Annotated in this window: 11 protein-coding genes; 5 read left to right on the forward strand and 6 right to left on the reverse strand. The window is 65.3% G+C overall.

Annotation, left to right across the window (positions count from 1 at the left end):
• Positions 1-5: 5 nt before the first annotated feature.
• The 5 genes from kdpA to ACSQ12_RS09960 are packed head-to-tail and all read left to right on the forward strand — an operon-like array spanning position 6 to position 7,782.
• Positions 6-1,673: a potassium-transporting ATPase subunit KdpA gene (gene kdpA, locus ACSQ12_RS09940; protein WP_436065270.1), complete on the forward strand. Its 1,668-nt coding sequence runs from the start codon at positions 6-8 to the stop codon at positions 1,671-1,673.
• Entirely contained in the window at positions 1,670-3,796 is a 2,127-nt protein-coding gene (kdpB, locus tag ACSQ12_RS09945) for a potassium-transporting ATPase subunit KdpB (RefSeq protein WP_436065271.1), read from the forward strand. Before kdpA ends, kdpB begins: the two co-directional genes overlap by 4 nt.
• A gap of 9 nt (positions 3,797-3,805) precedes the next feature.
• Positions 3,806-4,426, forward strand: a complete 621-nt coding sequence (kdpC, locus tag ACSQ12_RS09950; protein ID WP_436065272.1) for a K(+)-transporting ATPase subunit C — start codon at positions 3,806-3,808, stop codon at positions 4,424-4,426.
• 33 nt (positions 4,427-4,459) lie between these two features.
• Positions 4,460-7,111 (forward strand): DUF4118 domain-containing protein, encoded by a 2,652-nt coding sequence (locus tag ACSQ12_RS09955; protein ID WP_436065273.1) that lies wholly within the window; start codon positions 4,460-4,462, stop codon positions 7,109-7,111.
• A complete protein-coding gene (locus ACSQ12_RS09960) occupies positions 7,108-7,782 on the forward strand; it encodes a response regulator (RefSeq protein ID WP_436065274.1) in 675 nt (224 codons plus the stop codon). Before ACSQ12_RS09955 ends, ACSQ12_RS09960 begins: the two co-directional genes overlap by 4 nt.
• Before the next feature lie 101 nt (positions 7,783-7,883).
• Here the strand turns inward: ACSQ12_RS09960 and ACSQ12_RS09965 are convergent, their stop codons facing one another.
• The 6 genes from ACSQ12_RS09965 to catA form a co-directional block, all read right to left on the reverse strand.
• Positions 7,884-12,740 (reverse strand): NAD-glutamate dehydrogenase, encoded by a 4,857-nt coding sequence (locus ACSQ12_RS09965; protein ID WP_436065275.1) that lies wholly within the window; start codon positions 12,738-12,740, stop codon positions 7,884-7,886.
• A gap of 330 nt (positions 12,741-13,070) precedes the next feature.
• The gene (locus tag ACSQ12_RS09970; RefSeq protein ID WP_436066971.1) at positions 13,071-13,535 is read right to left on the reverse strand and encodes a GntR family transcriptional regulator; all 465 of its coding nucleotides are present in this window, start codon (positions 13,533-13,535) and stop codon (positions 13,071-13,073) included.
• A gap of 105 nt (positions 13,536-13,640) precedes the next feature.
• Positions 13,641-14,657 (reverse strand): DUF808 domain-containing protein, encoded by a 1,017-nt coding sequence (locus tag ACSQ12_RS09975; protein WP_436065276.1) that lies wholly within the window; start codon positions 14,655-14,657, stop codon positions 13,641-13,643.
• A 114-nt stretch (positions 14,658-14,771) separates the two neighbouring features.
• Positions 14,772-15,026, reverse strand: coding sequence for a three-helix bundle dimerization domain-containing protein (locus tag ACSQ12_RS09980; protein ID WP_436065277.1), 255 nt, complete (start codon positions 15,024-15,026; stop codon positions 14,772-14,774).
• 177 nt (positions 15,027-15,203) lie between these two features.
• The gene (locus tag ACSQ12_RS09985) at positions 15,204-16,493 is read right to left on the reverse strand and encodes a benzoate/H(+) symporter BenE family transporter (protein ID WP_436065278.1); all 1,290 of its coding nucleotides are present in this window, start codon (positions 16,491-16,493) and stop codon (positions 15,204-15,206) included.
• Positions 16,494-16,600: 107 nt separating this feature from the next.
• The gene (gene catA / locus ACSQ12_RS09990) at positions 16,601-17,497 is read right to left on the reverse strand and encodes a catechol 1,2-dioxygenase (RefSeq protein WP_436065279.1); all 897 of its coding nucleotides are present in this window, start codon (positions 17,495-17,497) and stop codon (positions 16,601-16,603) included.
• Positions 17,498-17,531 lie beyond the last annotated feature (34 nt).

Genomic DNA, 17,531 nt, shown 5'->3' on the forward strand with positions numbered 1-17,531 from the left:
ACCAGGTGACGTTCAACACCGCATCCTTCCTCACCCAGATCGCCGTCCTGATCCTGGCCCTGGCGGCCGCCCATAAACCGCTGGGCCTCTATCTCGCCCGCGTTTTTGAGGACACGACGTCGACACGCCCGGAGCGGCTGTTCTACCGGCTCGCCGGAGTCGACGCCGGCACCGAACAGACCTGGCCCGTGTACCTCCGCAGCGTCCTGGCCTTCTCCGCCGTCTCCATTCTGGCCGTGTTCGGCCTCCAGCGGCTCCAAGGTGTTCTCCCGGGTGCCGGTTCACTGCCGGGGGTTGATCCGTGGGTGGCGATGAACACTGCCATATCCTTCGTTACGAACACCAACTGGCAGACCTACGTCCCCGAAACGACCGTCGGAATCTTCGTGCAGATGTCCCTGCTGGCAGTGCAGAACTTCCTATCCGCCGCCGTCGGCATCGTCGTGGCCGTCGCCCTGATCCGGGGCATCGCCCGCACCCGGACTGACAGGCTCGGCAACTTCTGGGTGGACCTGGCCCGGACAAGCTTCCGCGTCCTGCTCCCGCTGGCAGCAGCCGCCGCCGTCGTGCTGGTGATCGGCGGGGTGGTCCAGAACTTCTGGTCCACCGACGTCACCAACCAGGCAACGGGCATCAGCCAGACGATCCCCGGCGGCCCGGTCGCCTCGCAGGAGGCGATCAAGATCCTGGGCACCAATGGCGGCGGGTACTTCAACGCCAACTCCGCGCACCCGTTGGAGAACCCCAATGTTTTCATCAGCCTGTTCCAGGTCTTCCTGCTCCTGCTGATCCCCTCCGCGCTGCCGTACGCGTACGGCCGGATGGTGGGGGACCGTAAGCAGGGCTACACGGTGGCCGCCGTGATGGGCGCCTTGTGGCTGGCTTCGGTTTCGTTGATGGGATGGGCCGTTGCCACAGCCCAGGGCACCGCCACCGCGGCCACGGGCGGTCTGGGCGAAGGATTCGAGCAACGCTTCGGCGCAGCAACGAGCGCGATCTTCGCCGCGTCCACCACGCTCACCTCAACCGGCGCCGTCAACGTCGCCCACGACTCCCTGCCGCCGCTGGCCGGTGGCCTTGCGATGGTGAACATGATGCTTGGCGAGGTCGCCCCGGGTGGCACCGGGTCCGGGCTCTACGGCATGCTCATCCTGTCCATCATCGCAGTCTTCATCGCCGGACTCATGGTCGGGCGCACACCGGAGTACCTGGGCAAGAAGATCGGGCCGAAGCAAATGAAGCTCGCCGCCCTGTACATCCTCGTCACCCCGACCCTGGTTCTGGCCCTGGCCGGCATTACCGTCCTGCTGCCGGACATCATGGCCAACGCACCCGCCACCGGACCGCACCAGTTCAGCGAGGTGCTCTATGCCTTCACTTCCGGGGCAAATAACAACGGCTCCGCGTTCGGCGGCATCACCACCTCCGGGCCGTTCCTCTCGGTCATGATGGGCCTGGCCATGCTGCTGGGCCGGTTCCTGCCGATTGTGCTGGTTTTGGCCCTTGCCGGATCCCTCGCCCGGCAGGCCAAGGTTCCTGCCTCCGCCGGTACCGTCCCCACGCACGGCGCGCTGTTTGGTTCGCTGCTGCTGGGCGTGACAGTCATCCTGACCGCCCTCAGCTACTTCCCCGCCCTTGCCCTGGGCCCCCTCGCAGAAGGACTCTTGAAATGACCCCGTCACGGACGGACACTGCCGCCCAGACTTACGCCGACGGCAACCCCCTCGGCACCCCCGGCGAACACAAACACCACACCAAGGCACCTGCGAAACTGACGCTCGCCTCCGTCGCAGCGGCCCTGCCCCTCGCTGTCCGAAAACTGTCGCCGGGCCAGATGATCCACTCCCCGGTGATGTTCACCGTCCTCGTCGGGGCCGCCCTATGCACGGTCATCTCCGTCCTCAAACCGGACGTGTTCAGCACCGCCGTCACCGCCTGGCTGTGGCTCACCGTGCTGTTCGGGACCCTCTCGGAATCCATCGCCGAAGGCCGGGGCAAAGCCCAGGCCGACAGCCTCCGCGCAAGCCGGAAAGGCGTCATGGCCAGACTCCGTCAGCCCGACGGCACCACCAAAGAAGTTCGGGGCACGGAACTGCGGCTCAACGACACCGTCATCTGCGAGGCCGGAGACGTCATCCCCTCGGACGGCGAAATCATCGACGGCCTGGCCAGCGTCGACGAGTCCACCATCACCGGTGAATCAGCGCCCGTCATCCGTGAATCCGGGGGCGACAGGTCCTCCGTCACCGGCGGCACGAAAGTCCTCTCGGACCGGATCGTCATCCGCATCACCGCTGAACCGGGCCAGACCTTCATTGACCGGATGATCAAGCTGGTCGAAGGCGCAGTCCGGCAGAAAACCCCGAACGAGATCGCACTGCACGTGCTCCTGGTGTCCCTGACCATTGTGTTCCTGGCCGTCACCATGTCACTGGCGCCGTTCGCGTCCCTCGCCGGAGCCACACCGTCGCCGATCGTGCTGGTGGCGCTGCTGGTCTGCCTGATCCCCACCACCATCGGCGCGCTGGTGCCGGCGATCGGCATCGCCGGCATGGACCGGCTGGTCCAGCACAATGTGCTGGCCACCTCGGGCCGTGCCGTGGAAACCGCCGGGGACATCACCACGCTGCTGCTGGATAAGACCGGCACCATCACCTACGGCAACCGCCGCGCCGTCAACTTCTACCCCGCCAACCACGTGGAGCGCACCGATCTGATCGAGGCGGCCCGGGTCTGCAGCCTGGCCGACGACACCCCCGAGGGGCGCTCCATCGTGGACCTCGCCGCCGACAAAGGAATGACAGGTCCGGATCTGGCCGCCCTGGAACACAGTTCCGGCGAGTTTGCGGTGGTTCCGTTCAGTGCCAGCACCCGCATGAGCGGGCTGGATCTTGACGGGCTGCAGATCCGCAAAGGCGCCGCCTCCACGGTGGGGGCATTCGTCGCAGAGCTAGGCGGACACACCCCGGCCGAGGTAGAGAACCGGGTCAAAGAAATCTCGGCCCAGGGCGGAACACCGCTGCTGGTCGCCAAGGTCGGAAAGGACGGCGTCGCGGACATCCTGGGCACCATCCATCTCGCCGACGTCGTCAAACCCGGCATGCACGCCCGGTTCGCCGAGCTGCGCAAGATGGGCATCAGAACGGTGATGATCACCGGCGACAACCCCATCACTGCGAAGGCGATCGCGGCCGAGGCCGGCGTCGATGACTTCCTGGCCGAAGCCACCCCGGAGGACAAACTCGCAGTCATCAAGAAAGAGCAGGCCGCCGGCCGGCTCGTGGCCATGACCGGGGACGGCACCAACGACGCCCCCGCCCTGGCTGCGGCGGACGTCGGCGTCGCGATGAACTCCGGCACCCCGGCGGCGAAGGACGCCGCGAACATGGTGGACCTCGACTCCGACCCCACTAAGCTGATCAACATCGTCGGGATCGGCAAGCAACTGCTCATCACCCGCGGAGCGTTGACCACATTCTCGGTCGCGAACGACGTCGCCAAATACTTCGCCATCGTTCCAGCACTCTTCACCGCAGCTTTCCCCGGACTCGGGCTGTTGAACATCATGGCGCTGGCCACACCGGCCTCGGCCATCCTGTCGGCGGTGATCTTCAACGCGCTGATCATCATCGCCCTGGTGCCGCTCGCGCTCCGCGGGGTCAAGTACCGTGCCGTTTCGGCCAACCAGGCGCTTGGCCGGAACCTGCTGGTCTACGGGCTCGGCGGCCTCGTCGCCCCGTTCATCGGCATCAAACTCATCGACCTGATCATCGCCCTCATCCCCGGAATCGGCTAGGAACATCCCATGAACGCTCTCACCGGCTACCTCCGCCAGGCCGGAACCGCCCTGCGCTTCCTGTTCCTGGCCACCCTCGTCCTCGGCGTCGCCTACCCCCTGGCCGTCTTTGGCGCCGCGCAAGTGGTTGCCCCGTACCAGGCCAACGGCTCCATCCTCAAAGACGACGGCGGGGCCCCCGCAGCGTCCGCCCTAATCGCCCAGTCAGCCGCCGACGACGCCGGCGCGCAGGATCTGCGCTGGTTCCACGCCCGGCCTTCCGCCGTGAAGTGGGACCCGGCATCGTCATCCGCCAGCAACCTTGGGCCCAATGATTCCAAACTCCTCGACGCCGTCAAGGCCAACCGCTCCGCCGTCGCCGGATCCGAAGGCATCAGCGAAGCGGACGTGCCCGCGGACGCCGTGACAGCGAGCGCCTCGGGCCTGGACCCGGACATCTCGCCGGACTATGCCCGGGTCCAGATACCCCGTGTCGCCGCGGCCCACGGGCTGAGCCCCGAGGCGGTCAGGGCTCTTGTGGCGAGGCATACCAGCGGCGGTCTGGAGGCGTTCCTGGGCCAGCCATCGGTCAATGTCACCGCCCTGAACTTGGCCGTGGCATCAGCGGCACAGTCCGGCCCTCAGCCGTGAGACCGTGCCCTGTTCAGGTGAAAGACTGACCCCATGGCACGCGGAACACTACGGATTTTCCTGGGGGCCGCCCCGGGAGTCGGCAAGACCTACGAAATGCTCGAGGAAGCCCACCGTCTGGGCGAACGTGGCGAGGACGTCGTCGTCGCGTTCGCCCTGGACCACGGACGTGCCGACACCCGCGCGCTGCTGGACGGGCTGGAAGTCATCCCGCCACGGCGGCTGCCGTACCGGGGCACCGAATTCGATGAGATGGATCTGGACGCCGTACTGGCCCGGGCACCCGAGACAGCCATCGTCGACGAATACGCCCACACCAACATCCCCGGCAGCCGGCATCCCAAACGGTGGGAGGACATCGACGAACTCCTCAACGCCGGCATCAACGTCCTCTCCACGGTCAACATCCAGCACCTGGCCTCCCTCGGGGACGTCGTCAACGCCATCACCGACGTCCGCCAGGCCGAAACCGTGCCGGACGAAATCGTCCGCAGGGCCGACCAGATCCACCTGGTCGACATCTCCCCGGAGCTCCTCCGCCAGCGCCTGGGCGACGGGAAGATCTACTCCGCCGACAAGATCGATGCCGCCCTCTCGAACTACTTCCGCCTGGGCAACCTCACCGCATTGCGCGAGCTGGCGTTGCTGTGGTTGGCCGACAGGGTGGATGAAGGACTAGCACGGTACCGGGAAGAAAACGACATCCAGGCCACCTGGCCGGCCCGCGAACGCATCGTGGTCGGGCTGACCGGCAGCCCCGAAGGTGAAGTTCTCATCCGCAGGGCTGCCCGGATCCTGAACCGTGTCAACGGCGGGGACCTTCTGGCCGTGCACGTCCGCGCCGCCGACGGCGTCGCCGAGGAATCCCCCCAGGCCTTGGAGGCCCAGCGCCGCCTAATCCAGGACCTCGGCGGCAGCTACCACATTGTGGCAGGCGAAGACCCCGCCAGCGCGCTCCTGGACTTCGCCCGCAGCGTCAACGCCACCCAGATCGTCGTTGGCATCTCCCGCCACAAGAAGCTGGCCGGCCTGTTGGGCGCACTGTTCGGCGGAGGCATCGGCACCAGGGTGGTCCGCGACTCCGGAGACATCGACGTGCACATGGTCTCCCACCCCCTCGGCGGGCGCGGTACTGGTCCGGTCCGGCAACGCGACCTCGGCAGGATCAGGGTCACCATCGGATTCGGCCTGGCCGTCGTACTGCCCATACTCGTTCAGCTCATGCTCTCTGCGAATCCTGAACCGAACATCACCACAGCCGCACTCATCCAGCTGAGCGGCTGCGTACTCGTCGCACTCATCGGCGGCCTCTGGCCGGCCATTCTCGCCGCCCTCTGGTCCAGCCTGCTGGTCAACTACTACTCCACCCCACCGGTCGGCACACTGACCATCAGCGACCCGCAGAATATCCTGGCCCTGGTGGTCTTCGTCGGAGTCTCCGCAGCCGTCGCGGTCGTCGTCGACATCTCGGCACGCCGCTCCAAAGAAGCCTCCCGCGCCCGCGCAGAAGCCACCACGCTCGGAGACCTCACCCGAGGCGCAGCCCGCGCCGAAGACACCCTGAAAGGACTACTCGAACAGGCCCTGGACGTCTTCCAAGTCAGCGGCGCAGCCCTCTACACATCCACCGGCGACACGGACACAGGGGCGCCCGGCAGAACCGTCTGGCGGCCCGTTGCAGAAGCCGGCACACGCCCTCCCGGCGGACCGGATACTGCCGACAACATCGAACAGATCGACCCCACAACCCGGCTGGTTCTCACCGGCCGGACCCTTCCGGCCAGCGACAGAAGGCTGCTCGGCGCGTTCGGGGTGCACCTGTCCGCCCAACTGGAACGCCAACAACTGGCTGCCAGCCGCCGGGAGGTCCTCCGGCTCGCGGAAAGCAACACCATGCGCACCTCCATCCTCCGTGCCGTGTCGCACGACCTGCGGACGCCTCTTGCCGGAATCAAACTCGCCGTCGGCGGCCTCCTCCAGCACGGCGTCAAATACACTCCTGAAGAAGAAGAGGACCTGCTGCAGACCATCGATGCCTCCGCAGACAGGCTGGACCTGCTGGTCGGGAACCTCCTGGACATGTCCCGCATCAGCGCCGACTCCGTCAACCCCCTGCTCCGTCCCGTGCGCTGGTCCGAAGTCGTCCCCGCCGCCCTGCACGGCACGCCCCCGGGACGTGTCCGGGTGGAACTGCCCGCAAACATGCCCGAAATCGACGCCGACCCGGGGATGCTCGAGCGCGTCATTGCAAACATCGTCGAGAACGCGGTGAAATACGCCCCCGATTCCGAGATCGTCCTCGTGGGAGCAGTCGGCGGCTTCAGGTCCGCCACCATCGCCGGGCGGCCAGCCAGCGAGCTGCGGATCATCGACCACGGCCAGGGCGTACCGGCGGAACGCGTTGTCGAAATGTTCCGCCCGTTCCAGCGCCTGGACGATATCCCGCAAACCAACGGGGTGGGGCTCGGACTGGCCGTCGCCAAGGGGTTCACGGAAGCCATGGGCGGGACACTCAGTGCCGAAGAAACCCCGGGCGGGGGACTCACCATGGTCATCTTGCTTCCTCTCTCGACCGGTGCGGCCCCCGATGGCGGTGACCGGCAAGCGCCCGTGCAGCCGCAGTCCTTGCTGGCCAGGCGCACCGACTCGCGGCCCTTCCAATCGTCCACTACGGAGAACCCATGACCGCTGTCCTGGTCGTCGACGACGATCCGCTCCTGCTGAAAGTCCTGAAGATCACCCTCCAGGCCAACGGCTACACCGTCACTACCGCCACGGACGGTAAATCCGCCCTCCTGGCCGCCACGCAGCATCCGCTGCGGCTCATCGTCTTAGACCTGGGCCTGCCCGACATGGACGGGACTGCCGTGATCAAAGAGCTCAGGAGCTGGAACCCGGTTCCCATCCTCGTGCTCTCGGCCCGGCACGGCTCCGAGGACAAGGTGGAGGCATTGGACGCAGGAGCGGACGACTACATCACGAAACCCTTCGGACCGGACGAACTTCTGGCCAGGCTGCGCGCCCTGCTGCGCCGGGCATCGGACCATAGCCAGGATCCCACCGTCAAAACGGACTCATTCACCGTGGACCTCGCCAGACACCGCGTCATGCGTGATGGCAAGGACGTTCGGCTGACACCCACCGAGTGGAACATCCTGGAACTCCTGGTCCGTCACCCGGACAAACTCATCACGCAGCGGCAGATGCTGACCGAAGTCTGGGGGCCCGCGTACGCCACCGACTCCAACTACCTGCGCGTCTACATGGCCCAGCTCCGCCGCAAACTCGAACCGGAACCAGGCACCCCCCGCCACTTCCTCACCGAAGCCGGCATCGGCTACCGATTCCAACCCTGACCCACGGGACTGTGGAATTAACGGTGTATCTGGCTCGACAGGCCGGGTCTGGTGGACCAGTGGCTTCGATATGGAACCGGAGCCGGGGAATGCACCTCTAGCTAGCGGCTGACCAAGGCCCGCAACAGCTTGACCGCAACGGACAATGCTGCAATATCCACCGGGCCCGGCTTGATGGCCTCCTTGATGGTTTCCTGGATCCTGCCGAGTTGTTCGATGTTTTCAGTTTCCCAAACGACGATGCGCTCCACTGGATCGGTTCCGGGGGCGGAGGGGCGTGGAGTAGTCCGCACAACAGCCTTCGTCATGCCTGCAAGGACCAGATACAAGTCGTCTCGAAGCGCCGCCCGCGCGAGGGCCTGCCAGTGGGTTTCCCGCGGCAGCGCCGTGATGTGTTCAAGAATGGGGACCGCCGAGATCCGCTCGAAGACGGCAAAGTACACTTCGGCCACGGTGTCCGCGGGCTCTTGGAGTTCTTCCGATATGGCGGTGATGTCCAGAAGACCATAGCTGACCAGGATCTCGGAGGCACGCACACCCAATTCATGGGGCAGGCCGACGGCGTCGGTGTGGGCCAGGCGGGTCATCACATGCTGCAGATTCACGCCGTGAAGGAAGCTGCTGAACTTTGGGCGCAGAAGCGACATGGGGGGCCCGAGCCGGGCCATTGCATCGGCGATTGGCTTGTCCCGGAAATCGTGGTTGACATACCACCGTGTCGAGCGGTCAAGCGTGCGGCGCATGTCCAGCGCCACGGCACACCCGTGCTCGCTAGGGATGCTTGCCGGCAGCTGTGAGAGGGCCTCGGCGATTGAGTCAAAGTCCCAGATCTCGCGCATGACCACGAACCCGCGGGCCACGGCGGCCGCCGATACCGTGGTCTCTTCCATTGCCCGGAAGGCGAAGGCAATGCCCCCCAGATTGATCATGTCGTTGGCAATAACAGTGGCCACGATCTGCTGCCGCAGCGGATGCGTGGACAGCTCCTCCCCGAACCGCTCCGATAGCTGGCGCGGAAAGTAGTCACGCAGCGTCCGGGCGAACCAAGGGTCATCGGCCAGTCCGCTGAGTGTAAGTTCCCTGGCCAGCTCGATCTTGGCATACGCGGCCAGCACGGAGAGCTCCGGAGATGTCAGGCCTGCGCCGGTCTGCAGACGGGTGTGCAGTTGCTCCGTGCTGGGCAGGCATTCAAGGTTCCTGTCCAGGTCCGTCACGGCCTCCAGCCAGTCCATGGTCCGCTCAAAGCTCGGGCTCCAGTGAAGCACCAGCTGGCGGTCGTTGAGGAGGAGCACGTTCTGGTCCGCATTGGTTCTCAAGACCAAGCGTCCGACTTCCTCCTGAAGGGAGTGCAGGAAGCCTGTCCTTTCGTCCTGGGACATCCTTCCCGCAGCGATCATCCGGTCGAGGAAGATCTTGATGTTTACCTCGTGGTCCGAACATTCCACCCCGGCGGAATTGTCGATGGCGTCGGTGTTCAGCAGGACCCCACCCAGTGCCGCCTCTATCCTGCCTCGCTGGGTGATGCCGAGGTTGCCGCCCTCGGCGATGATCCTGGTCCTCAGCTGACTGGCGTTGACACGGATGGCATCGTTGGTCTTGTCGCCCACATCCGAGTGGGTCTCGGTGGAGGCCTTGACGTACGTGCCGATGCCTCCGTTGTAGAGCAGGTCCACGGGGGCCATAAGGACGGCCCTGAGCAGCTCCGGTGGGCTCATCGCCGTCGTCCCCGGCTCCAGCCCAAGGGCACGGCGCACCGCTTCAGTGATCTCGATCGACTTTTCCAGCCGGGAGAACACGCCGCCGCCCGGGCTGATTTTCGAGACGTCGTAGTCGGCCCAGGAGGAACGGGGAAGCCCGAACAGCCGCTGCCTCTCCGCATAGGCGACGGCCGGATCGGGGTTCGGGTCCAGAAAGATGTGTCGGTGGTCGAACGCCGCCACCAGCAGGATGTGGCGGGACAGCAGCATTCCGTTGCCGAACACGTCACCGCTCATGTCGCCAATGCCCACTACCGTGAAGTCCTGGGCCGTGGAGTCGATGAGCAGCTCGCTGAAATGGTGCCGGACCGACTCCCAGGCCCCGCGTGCCGTGATGCCCATCTGCTTGTGGTCATAGCCTACCGAGCCGCCCGAGGCGAAGGCATCGCCGAGCCAGAATCCGTACTCGAGGGCCAAGGCATTGGCGATGTCCGAGAACGCGGCTGTCCCCTTGTCGGCGGCAACAACCAGGTAGTAGTCATCGCCGTCGTGCCGGACCACCCGCTCGGGCGGTACAACCAGCTCGGTGGAGCCGTGGGCGCCGTCCAGGGATGTGAGTAGATTGTCGGTGATGTCCAGCATGCCGCGGATGAAGATCCGGTAGCTCTCCTGGCCTTCCGCCAGCCAGGCCGCACGGTCCGTGGCGGCGTCGGGCAGCCGCTTCGGATAGAAACCACCCTTGGCACCCGTTGGCACGATGACAGCGTTCTTGACAGTCTGCGCTTTCACCAGTCCCAGGATCTCCGTCCGGAAGTCCTCCCGGCGGTCGGACCAGCGAAGCCCGCCCCGGGCAATGGCGCCAAAACGCAGATGCACCCCTTCAACCCGGGGCGAGTAGACCCAGATTTCGTATTTTGGCCGCGGGGCAGGTGCGACGGGGACGCCGGAGAGGTTCAGCTTGAAGCTGAGGTAGGGCTTGTCCAGGAAGTAATTGGTGCGCAGGGTGGCCTCGACAAGACTCGCGAAGGAACGCAGCAGCCGGTCGGCGTCCAGGACCGGCACGGCGTCGATGGCAGCCGTCAGCTCGCTTCTGGCGGAGTCCATGTCGAAGAGGCGGGTTGGCTGGTCGAGATCCGGATCAAACTTTGCCTCGAACAACGCAAGGAGTGCGCGCGTGGCCCGGACGTTTGCCCGCAGCGTGTCCGCCATGAAGCCGTAGGAGTTGGTGGTCCCGAGCTGCTGCAGGTATTTCGCATAGCCGCGCAGGATGGCCGTCTGACGCCATCCGATTCCTTCCCTGATCACCAGTGCGTCAAATGTGTCGGACTCGATGTCTCCTCTCATGGCGGCGCAAAACGCGTCGGCAAGCAGCTCGCTGGTACCCAGGGGGTCCACGCCGGAGGGGTATTTCAGCCCGAGGTCGTACAGGAAGAAGGTTCGGCCATCGGCACGCCGGACGTCGAAGGGCCGTTGGTCGAGTACCTCAAGCCCCAGGTTGTGGAAGAACGGCAGAATCTGCGTCAGGCTCTGCGGCCGTGTCAGGTAGAGGCGGATCCGGGCGTCCTCGGCCAGCACCGCAGTCCCCGGGCGTGCGTAGACAGAAAGCAGCGGGTCATCGCGGTTCCTGCCGCCAGGTCCGTCAAAGCTTTCGAATTTGATGATGTCTTCGACGGCATCCTCCACCTCGTAGTCAGCCTTGTAGCTTGCCGGAAACGCCCGCGCCCACTGCATGGACAACCGGGCGGCGTCGCCAGCGGGGAATCTGGCCTGCAGCGCCTCATCCAAGCCCTCGGCCCATGACCTCGTGGCAGCAATGATGCGCAGCTCCAGTGCTGAGGCGTCGACGGCGGCCCCTCCTCCGTCCGCAAGGAGGATCCGGAAAAACACGCGGGCCATGGCCGACTCGCTGAGTCGAAGTTCGAACTCGACGGCCTTCGAGTTGAAGGCCTCCCGCAGTTCCCGCTCGATGTTGAGCCTGACCGCCGTGCTGTAGCGGCGGCGGGGGAGGAAAACCAGGGCGGACATGAAGCGTCCATAGGAATCAGGCCTGAGGAACAACCGGGTGCTGTGGCGTTCCTGGAGGCGGAGGATTTCGCGCGTGTGGCCGGCCAGATCGTCCGCGTCGATGTGGAAGAGTTCGTCACGCGGATAGGCCTCAATGGCGGCCAGCAGTTCCTTGCCGGCCTGGGACCCGGGCGGGAATCCGAAACGGTCCAGTACCGTGGCCACCTTGTCCCGGATGACCGGGATCTGAAGCACGGACCGGCTTGCAGCGCCGGGGGCGAAAAGGCCAACAAAGCACGCTTCCCTGGCGGGATTACCGGCCACGTCAAACCTCAGGAGGCTGACTTCGTCCAAGTAGGCGTCCCGGAGGACTGTGGAACGGATGCTCGCCTTCGTGAGGGCCAGGGCCGGACCGGGGGGCCCAGGCATGGCGGAGCCTTGCAGAGGCCGGATCTGCTCCCGGTGCCGGAGGAGCCCGAGCCCGGACCCCGGCCGCGCCGCGAGGACCGGCAGTCCGGCGTCGTCGTCCAGGCCATACCCGCGGTACCCGAGAAAAAGGAAGTTGCCGTCGTCCAGCCACAGCAGCAAATCCTTGGTCTCCTGCACGGTTGCGTCGCTGGCCGCAGCCGCGCTGGCATCCAGGTCGGCAATTTCCGCAGTCAGGTGCCGGTGGATGGCTGCGGAATCCTCGGCGGCCGCCCGAACATCGGCCAGGACCGCCTGGAGATTCAGAGTGAGCCGGTCGGCACTGGCCTGATCCGGCAGCCTGGCGATTTCGACGGCGATCCAGGCTTCCGCGCAGCTCAAATCTCCAGTCGATTCAGGCCATGACGGCATCGCTGAAGGCTCGTTTCCCACCGGCAAGGCAGTGCGCAGCGGTACCGGCTGGATGTCCACGAGCCTGTTCGTTCCGCGGTCCCTGGCTACGGTGAACGTGGGGTGGACCAGCCAGCGTATGGCGGCATTGTCACGGGCCAGTGCCGCTGTGATGGAGGGAAGCAGATACGGCATATCCTCAGCCACGATTGCCACTATGCTGGCGTCCGTTTCACTCAGCACTCCGATGACGGCCTTGCCCGGGCCCCGGGTAGCGGCCAGCGAGCGATGGTATTCCGCACGGTTCCGGAGCGATTCGGCAGTGTAGTTCCGCAGGTCGTCGTCGGCCACAAGCTCGTAGTAGCCTGTCAGGAACTTGTCCGGTACCTCGACGGAAGGGTCCGCCGGCGCATGATCTGCAGGGCCGGTTCTTGGGGACATTGCGCTGCGCCTCCAACGCGCAAGGAGCGGCCGTGTTGCTGCGGTCGCCGGAACCCCGCGCCTGCTTTCATGATGGCTGACGCGGGCCAGGCAGTCCACCCCCTGCAGAGACAAGCAAACGATCAGCAAGAACATTGGCCAGTCGCCGCCCTGCCCCAGTCCCGCAATCATCGCCAGTGGCCGGCCTTTACCGTCGCACGCATGGTGGATTTTGGTGCTCAGCCCGCCCTTGGAGCTTCCCACGGCTGTGTCCGGAGGTCCAGCAAACAGTTCCTTGGCGGCGCGTGTGGGCGTTCGCCAGGACGACACCCACGCCAAATTCCGCAGGCGTCACTCGCCGTGGACTTCGGCCTGCTTTGCCTCGGAGCGGTCCAAGTATGCCAGCAGCAGCTCGGCGGCCCGCTCGAGTTCGCCGTTGCCCGCCAACGCGACTATCGCCCCGTGAAAGTGCTGGTTTGCGGCACCCAGCCCCTCGTCGTCGTCCGCTGCTGCGGCGATCTTGCCTTCCTCCACCGGCGCGCGCACGGGCTGCCACAGCCTCCGGGCTGCCTCCGCCGGGGATAGCGCCCACTTCGATGGTTCGGCGGACGGTGTAGACGTCGTGGATGTCGCCGGGCTCCAGGCTCGCCACAAACCCCGGTTGGGGTGCCGCACCACCAGCCGTTCGCTGGCCAGCTCGGCATAGGCCTCGCGCACCGTGTTCCGCGAGACGCCGATGTCCTCGGCAATGGTGGATTCGGTCAGCCGTGTGCCGGGGAGCAGGACTCCCTCGGTCAGCTGCAGGTGTGCGGACAGCCCGGTTCAGCTTCTCAGACGGCGAGCCCGGAGCGGATCTCACTGTGCTCTCAAAGCCCTTCCTTGAGCCTGAGCGGAAACCCCGGCCACCCCACCGGCCACAAGCTATGAAGCCGGATCGGAGTTACGGTTCGCCGGCCCGCGCGCTGCGACTGCGTCGCTCTCATCGTGCCCTTTTTCCTTATTGCCGAACGGCAGCACTTTCAGCAGCGGGCCGACGATGGCCATGACAATGAGGCCCCAGGCGAGTCCGAGGACGGCCGAGCACAGCGTGTTTACGAGCCAGCCCAGGAAGCCGCCAACCACAGCGAACCCGGCGGCGGGCTCCTCAAGGACATGGACGAGGTCGTAAGGGGCGTGCCAGCCTAGGTCGTAGGCCCCCTGCAGCATGATGTGCCCGCCAACCCAGAGCATGGCGATCGTCCCGACGAAGGTAATAGCGGCCAGCACGGAGGGCATCCCCTTGACGAGCATCTCGCCGACGTGCTGGGAAGCCTTGGAGTCCTTAGCGGCCAGGTGCAGGCCGACGTCGTCCATTTTGACGATGAGTGCGACGGCGCCGTACACGAGCACTGTGATCACGAGAGCCACGACGACCAGGATGAGGGCCCGGACCCACAGGGATTCAGTGGCCACCTCGTTCATCGAGATGACCATGATCTCGCAGGACAGGATGAAGTCCGTGGTGATGGCGCCTTTGACGACCTTGGCCTCCGCCTCGGGTCCCCGTTCGACCGCCGGTGTATCTTCCTCCGCGGAGTGATGCCCGCGGAACTTGTGCCAGACCTTCTCGGCGCCCTCGTAGCAGAGGTAGGTGCCGCCTGCCATGAGGATGAAGGGTATGGCCCCTGGGAAGAAGGCGCTGATAAGAAGCAGTGCCGGCAGGATGATCAGCAGCTTGTTTTTGAGCGAGCCCCAGAAGATCCGCTTGATCATAGGCAGTTCGCGTGAAGGGTCTGCACCGGACACGTACTGCGGGGTGACGGCGGCGTCGTCGATCACCACACCTGCGGCCTTTGCCCCCGCTTTGGCGGCACCGGCAGCGACGTCGTCCACCGAGGCGGCAGCTATGCGGGCCAGGGCTGCGATGTCGTCCAGCAGCGCGACAAGACCGCCGCTCACAGCTCGCTCCCTCGGTGGTCGAGGGCAGGCTGTCGGGCGTGAAGGTCCTGGGTGAGGTGCGTGATTGGCATGCTCAGATTATATGCGCCGTGCTATCGCGGGAGACTGTTGGTGTCAGTGTTCTGCCGGTGGCCGGTTGGCGTTCCCCCGGAGTCGGTTCTTGGCCCCGTGTTCGATCAGTGTCGGTATGTAGGTGCGGATCCGGCTGGTGTCCAGACGGGCGTACTCTTCGGCGACGAGCCCGGCGATGTAGTACCGGGATGTTTCGGGATATCGTTCGGACAGGCGGTCCGTGACTTTGGCGATGGTCTCTCGTTTTTCCGTATCGTCCATCAAATCAGTTTGAGGCCCGCCCGCGTCGGCGTCCATCAGCCTGCTTACTGCATGCTGCGGCACGGACCAGGGTCTGCCGGGGGAATGGCTGCGGCTTCGGGCGGGTGTACGCCTGCCATGAGTTGATGGACAGGACGCTTCTGAACAGTCCCAGGGACCGGTCGCGGGCCCAGGTCATGACCTCGCCCTGCGGAGAATCATGAAAACACCTCGCTAGGATCCTGTTGCAGGATGGTCCGCGCGTTCAAGGACCCGGGACACTGTGTAGCCGATGACCAGGCCCCAGAATGCCGGGTGAATGTTGGCAAGGCTCATCCCGGACATGGTCACCACGAATGTCACCAAGGACCCCAGCGTGAAGGCATTGGCGAACGCGGTGACAAAGGCTTGCTGGAGTGCCCGAAGCATCGCAATGCCGCCCAGGGTCAATATGAATTCCCTGGGTGTTGCGAGCATGAGCCGGGTCAGTGCGGGAGCGAGAAGGGCGCAGGTCATGGCCAGGACGCCGAAAACCACGGCCGCCGTGTACTGGCGCTGCCTGGCTCCTGAGGAAGTCATGAGGGCGTTGGTTGGACCGGTCACGCACGCTGAGACAGCGCCGCAGCCGGCATTGATCAACGAAAACGCACCCGAAACGATGGCGAACACGTTGACCGGCGGGTTGTGGCCTGCGGCACGGAGAACCGCGATGCCCTGCCCATTCTGAACAAACAAGACCGTCAGGGCGAGGGGAACAACCAGTTCCAGCTGGGCAGCCCAAGTGAACTCAGGAACGGTGAAGACCGGGGTGGCCAGAACCGGGCCGCCTTTTTGGAGGGAAAATTGGCCACTTAGCGCCACAGCGACACCACCAACCGCAAGAGTACCGAGCACTGGCGGAATATACCTGCCTAGCGCAGGCGCGGCAGTGAGGACCAGGAATGCGACCACCATCGGTGCAGCCACTACAGGGTTGGCCTGGGTTGAACCAACTATGTCCGTGCCGAATTTCAGGAACACCGCGGCCACCATCGCCATGACGATCGGCATGGGCACCATTGCCATGATCCTGCGGACCAATCCGGTGGCGCCCAGCGCGAGGACGAGCAATCCGGACGCGAAGAAAGCCCCCACCACCTCTGGAAAGGACAAGTGCTGCAGGGACGGACCCAGGAGCACCGTCCCGGGAATGGACCAGGCAAAGCCCAGGGGTTGTCGGTAGAGGAGAGACATCACCAGCGTCGCCGCCCCGCCCGAAAAAAGGATGCCAAACACCCAGGAAGCAAGTTGGCCCTCGGTGAGGCCTCCCGCCGCTCCCACGGCGAGGGTGACGGCTATGGGGCCGGAGGCGGAGAAGATGAGGCCGATCACGCCGTTGGAGACGTAGGGCAGGCCGAGGTCACGGAGAACCCGGCGTACGCCTGCGGGGCGAACGCCCGGACGTTCCAACAGCGGTTGGCGTTTCGGAGCCTCTACGGCTTCCACATGAGCGATGGCGGACGGGTTCTGTCGGGATGGCGGCATCAGGGCTCCTTGCAGGGGCGGCAAAAGGAAGGCGCCCCGGAGCTTGCACTCCAGAGCGCCCTCGGTGCCGGGCCGAGGCGCCGGCACCGATCTGTCAGCGGTGGCTCTTACTTGTGCTGGCCTTCCTTGGCGAGCACGTAGTCATACACCACTTCTTCGCCGGCCCCGCCATCCGTGCGCCTCTTGGGTTCCAGCATCAGCTCAGCCTTGACTGCCGAGGCGATGTCGTCCGCGTTGTGCGGGTCGCCCGGGAAGTACAGCTGCTGAGTTACGGCCTGGAATCCCGGCGCGGAAACCTTGATGTGGATGTGCGCCGGGCGCCAGGCGTGCCATCCTGCCGCGCTAATCAGCTGCCCGCATGCCCCGTCCGTGGGGATCTGGTAGGGAGCCGGGCGCATCGTGTTGATTTCGAAGCGGCCCTCATCATCTGCTTTGACCGTTGCACGGAAGAGCCACTCGGGGAGACCCGGCGCGTACTGGGAGTAGAACCCGGCGCTGTCGGCGTGCCAAATCTCCACCTGTGCGTTCTGGATGGGGTTACCGTCCGTATCGGTGAAGCGGCCGCTGAAGTGCAGCGGTGTGCCCTCCTCGTCCTCACGCATCTCTACAGTGGCAGGGGTCGGGAGCGCGGGGGACCCCGGCACGTAGTAAGGCCCTTCAATGGTGCCCACGGTTCCGGGGCGATCCTGGGAGTTGACGTCCTCCACAGTGTGCTCCAGCCACACGTCAAGGAAGAGCGGCCATTCCCCGTCGGTGCCCACCTTGATAAGCCAGGCTTTGAGTGCGTTGTATTCCTCGTAGGTGACCTGGTGCTCGACGACGATGTCATTGGCGGCTTTGATGAGTGCCCCCGCCAGCAGACTCACTCGTTCCTTCGGCACATCCAGGTGGGAGAGCTTGCCTGATGCGGCGAAGCGTTCCGTGGCCTTGGAGCCGGCTTCGACTGCAGTGCCCTCGTCCTCGTGGCGGGTGTCTGCTTGGGTCTCGGTCATGGTGATGTCCATACTCCTCTTTGAATAGGGGACGGGAACTGCTCCC

The sequence above is a fragment of the Arthrobacter sp. LjRoot14 genome (assembly GCF_964253905.1).
Classification (GTDB): Bacteria; Actinomycetota; Actinomycetes; order Actinomycetales; family Micrococcaceae; genus Arthrobacter.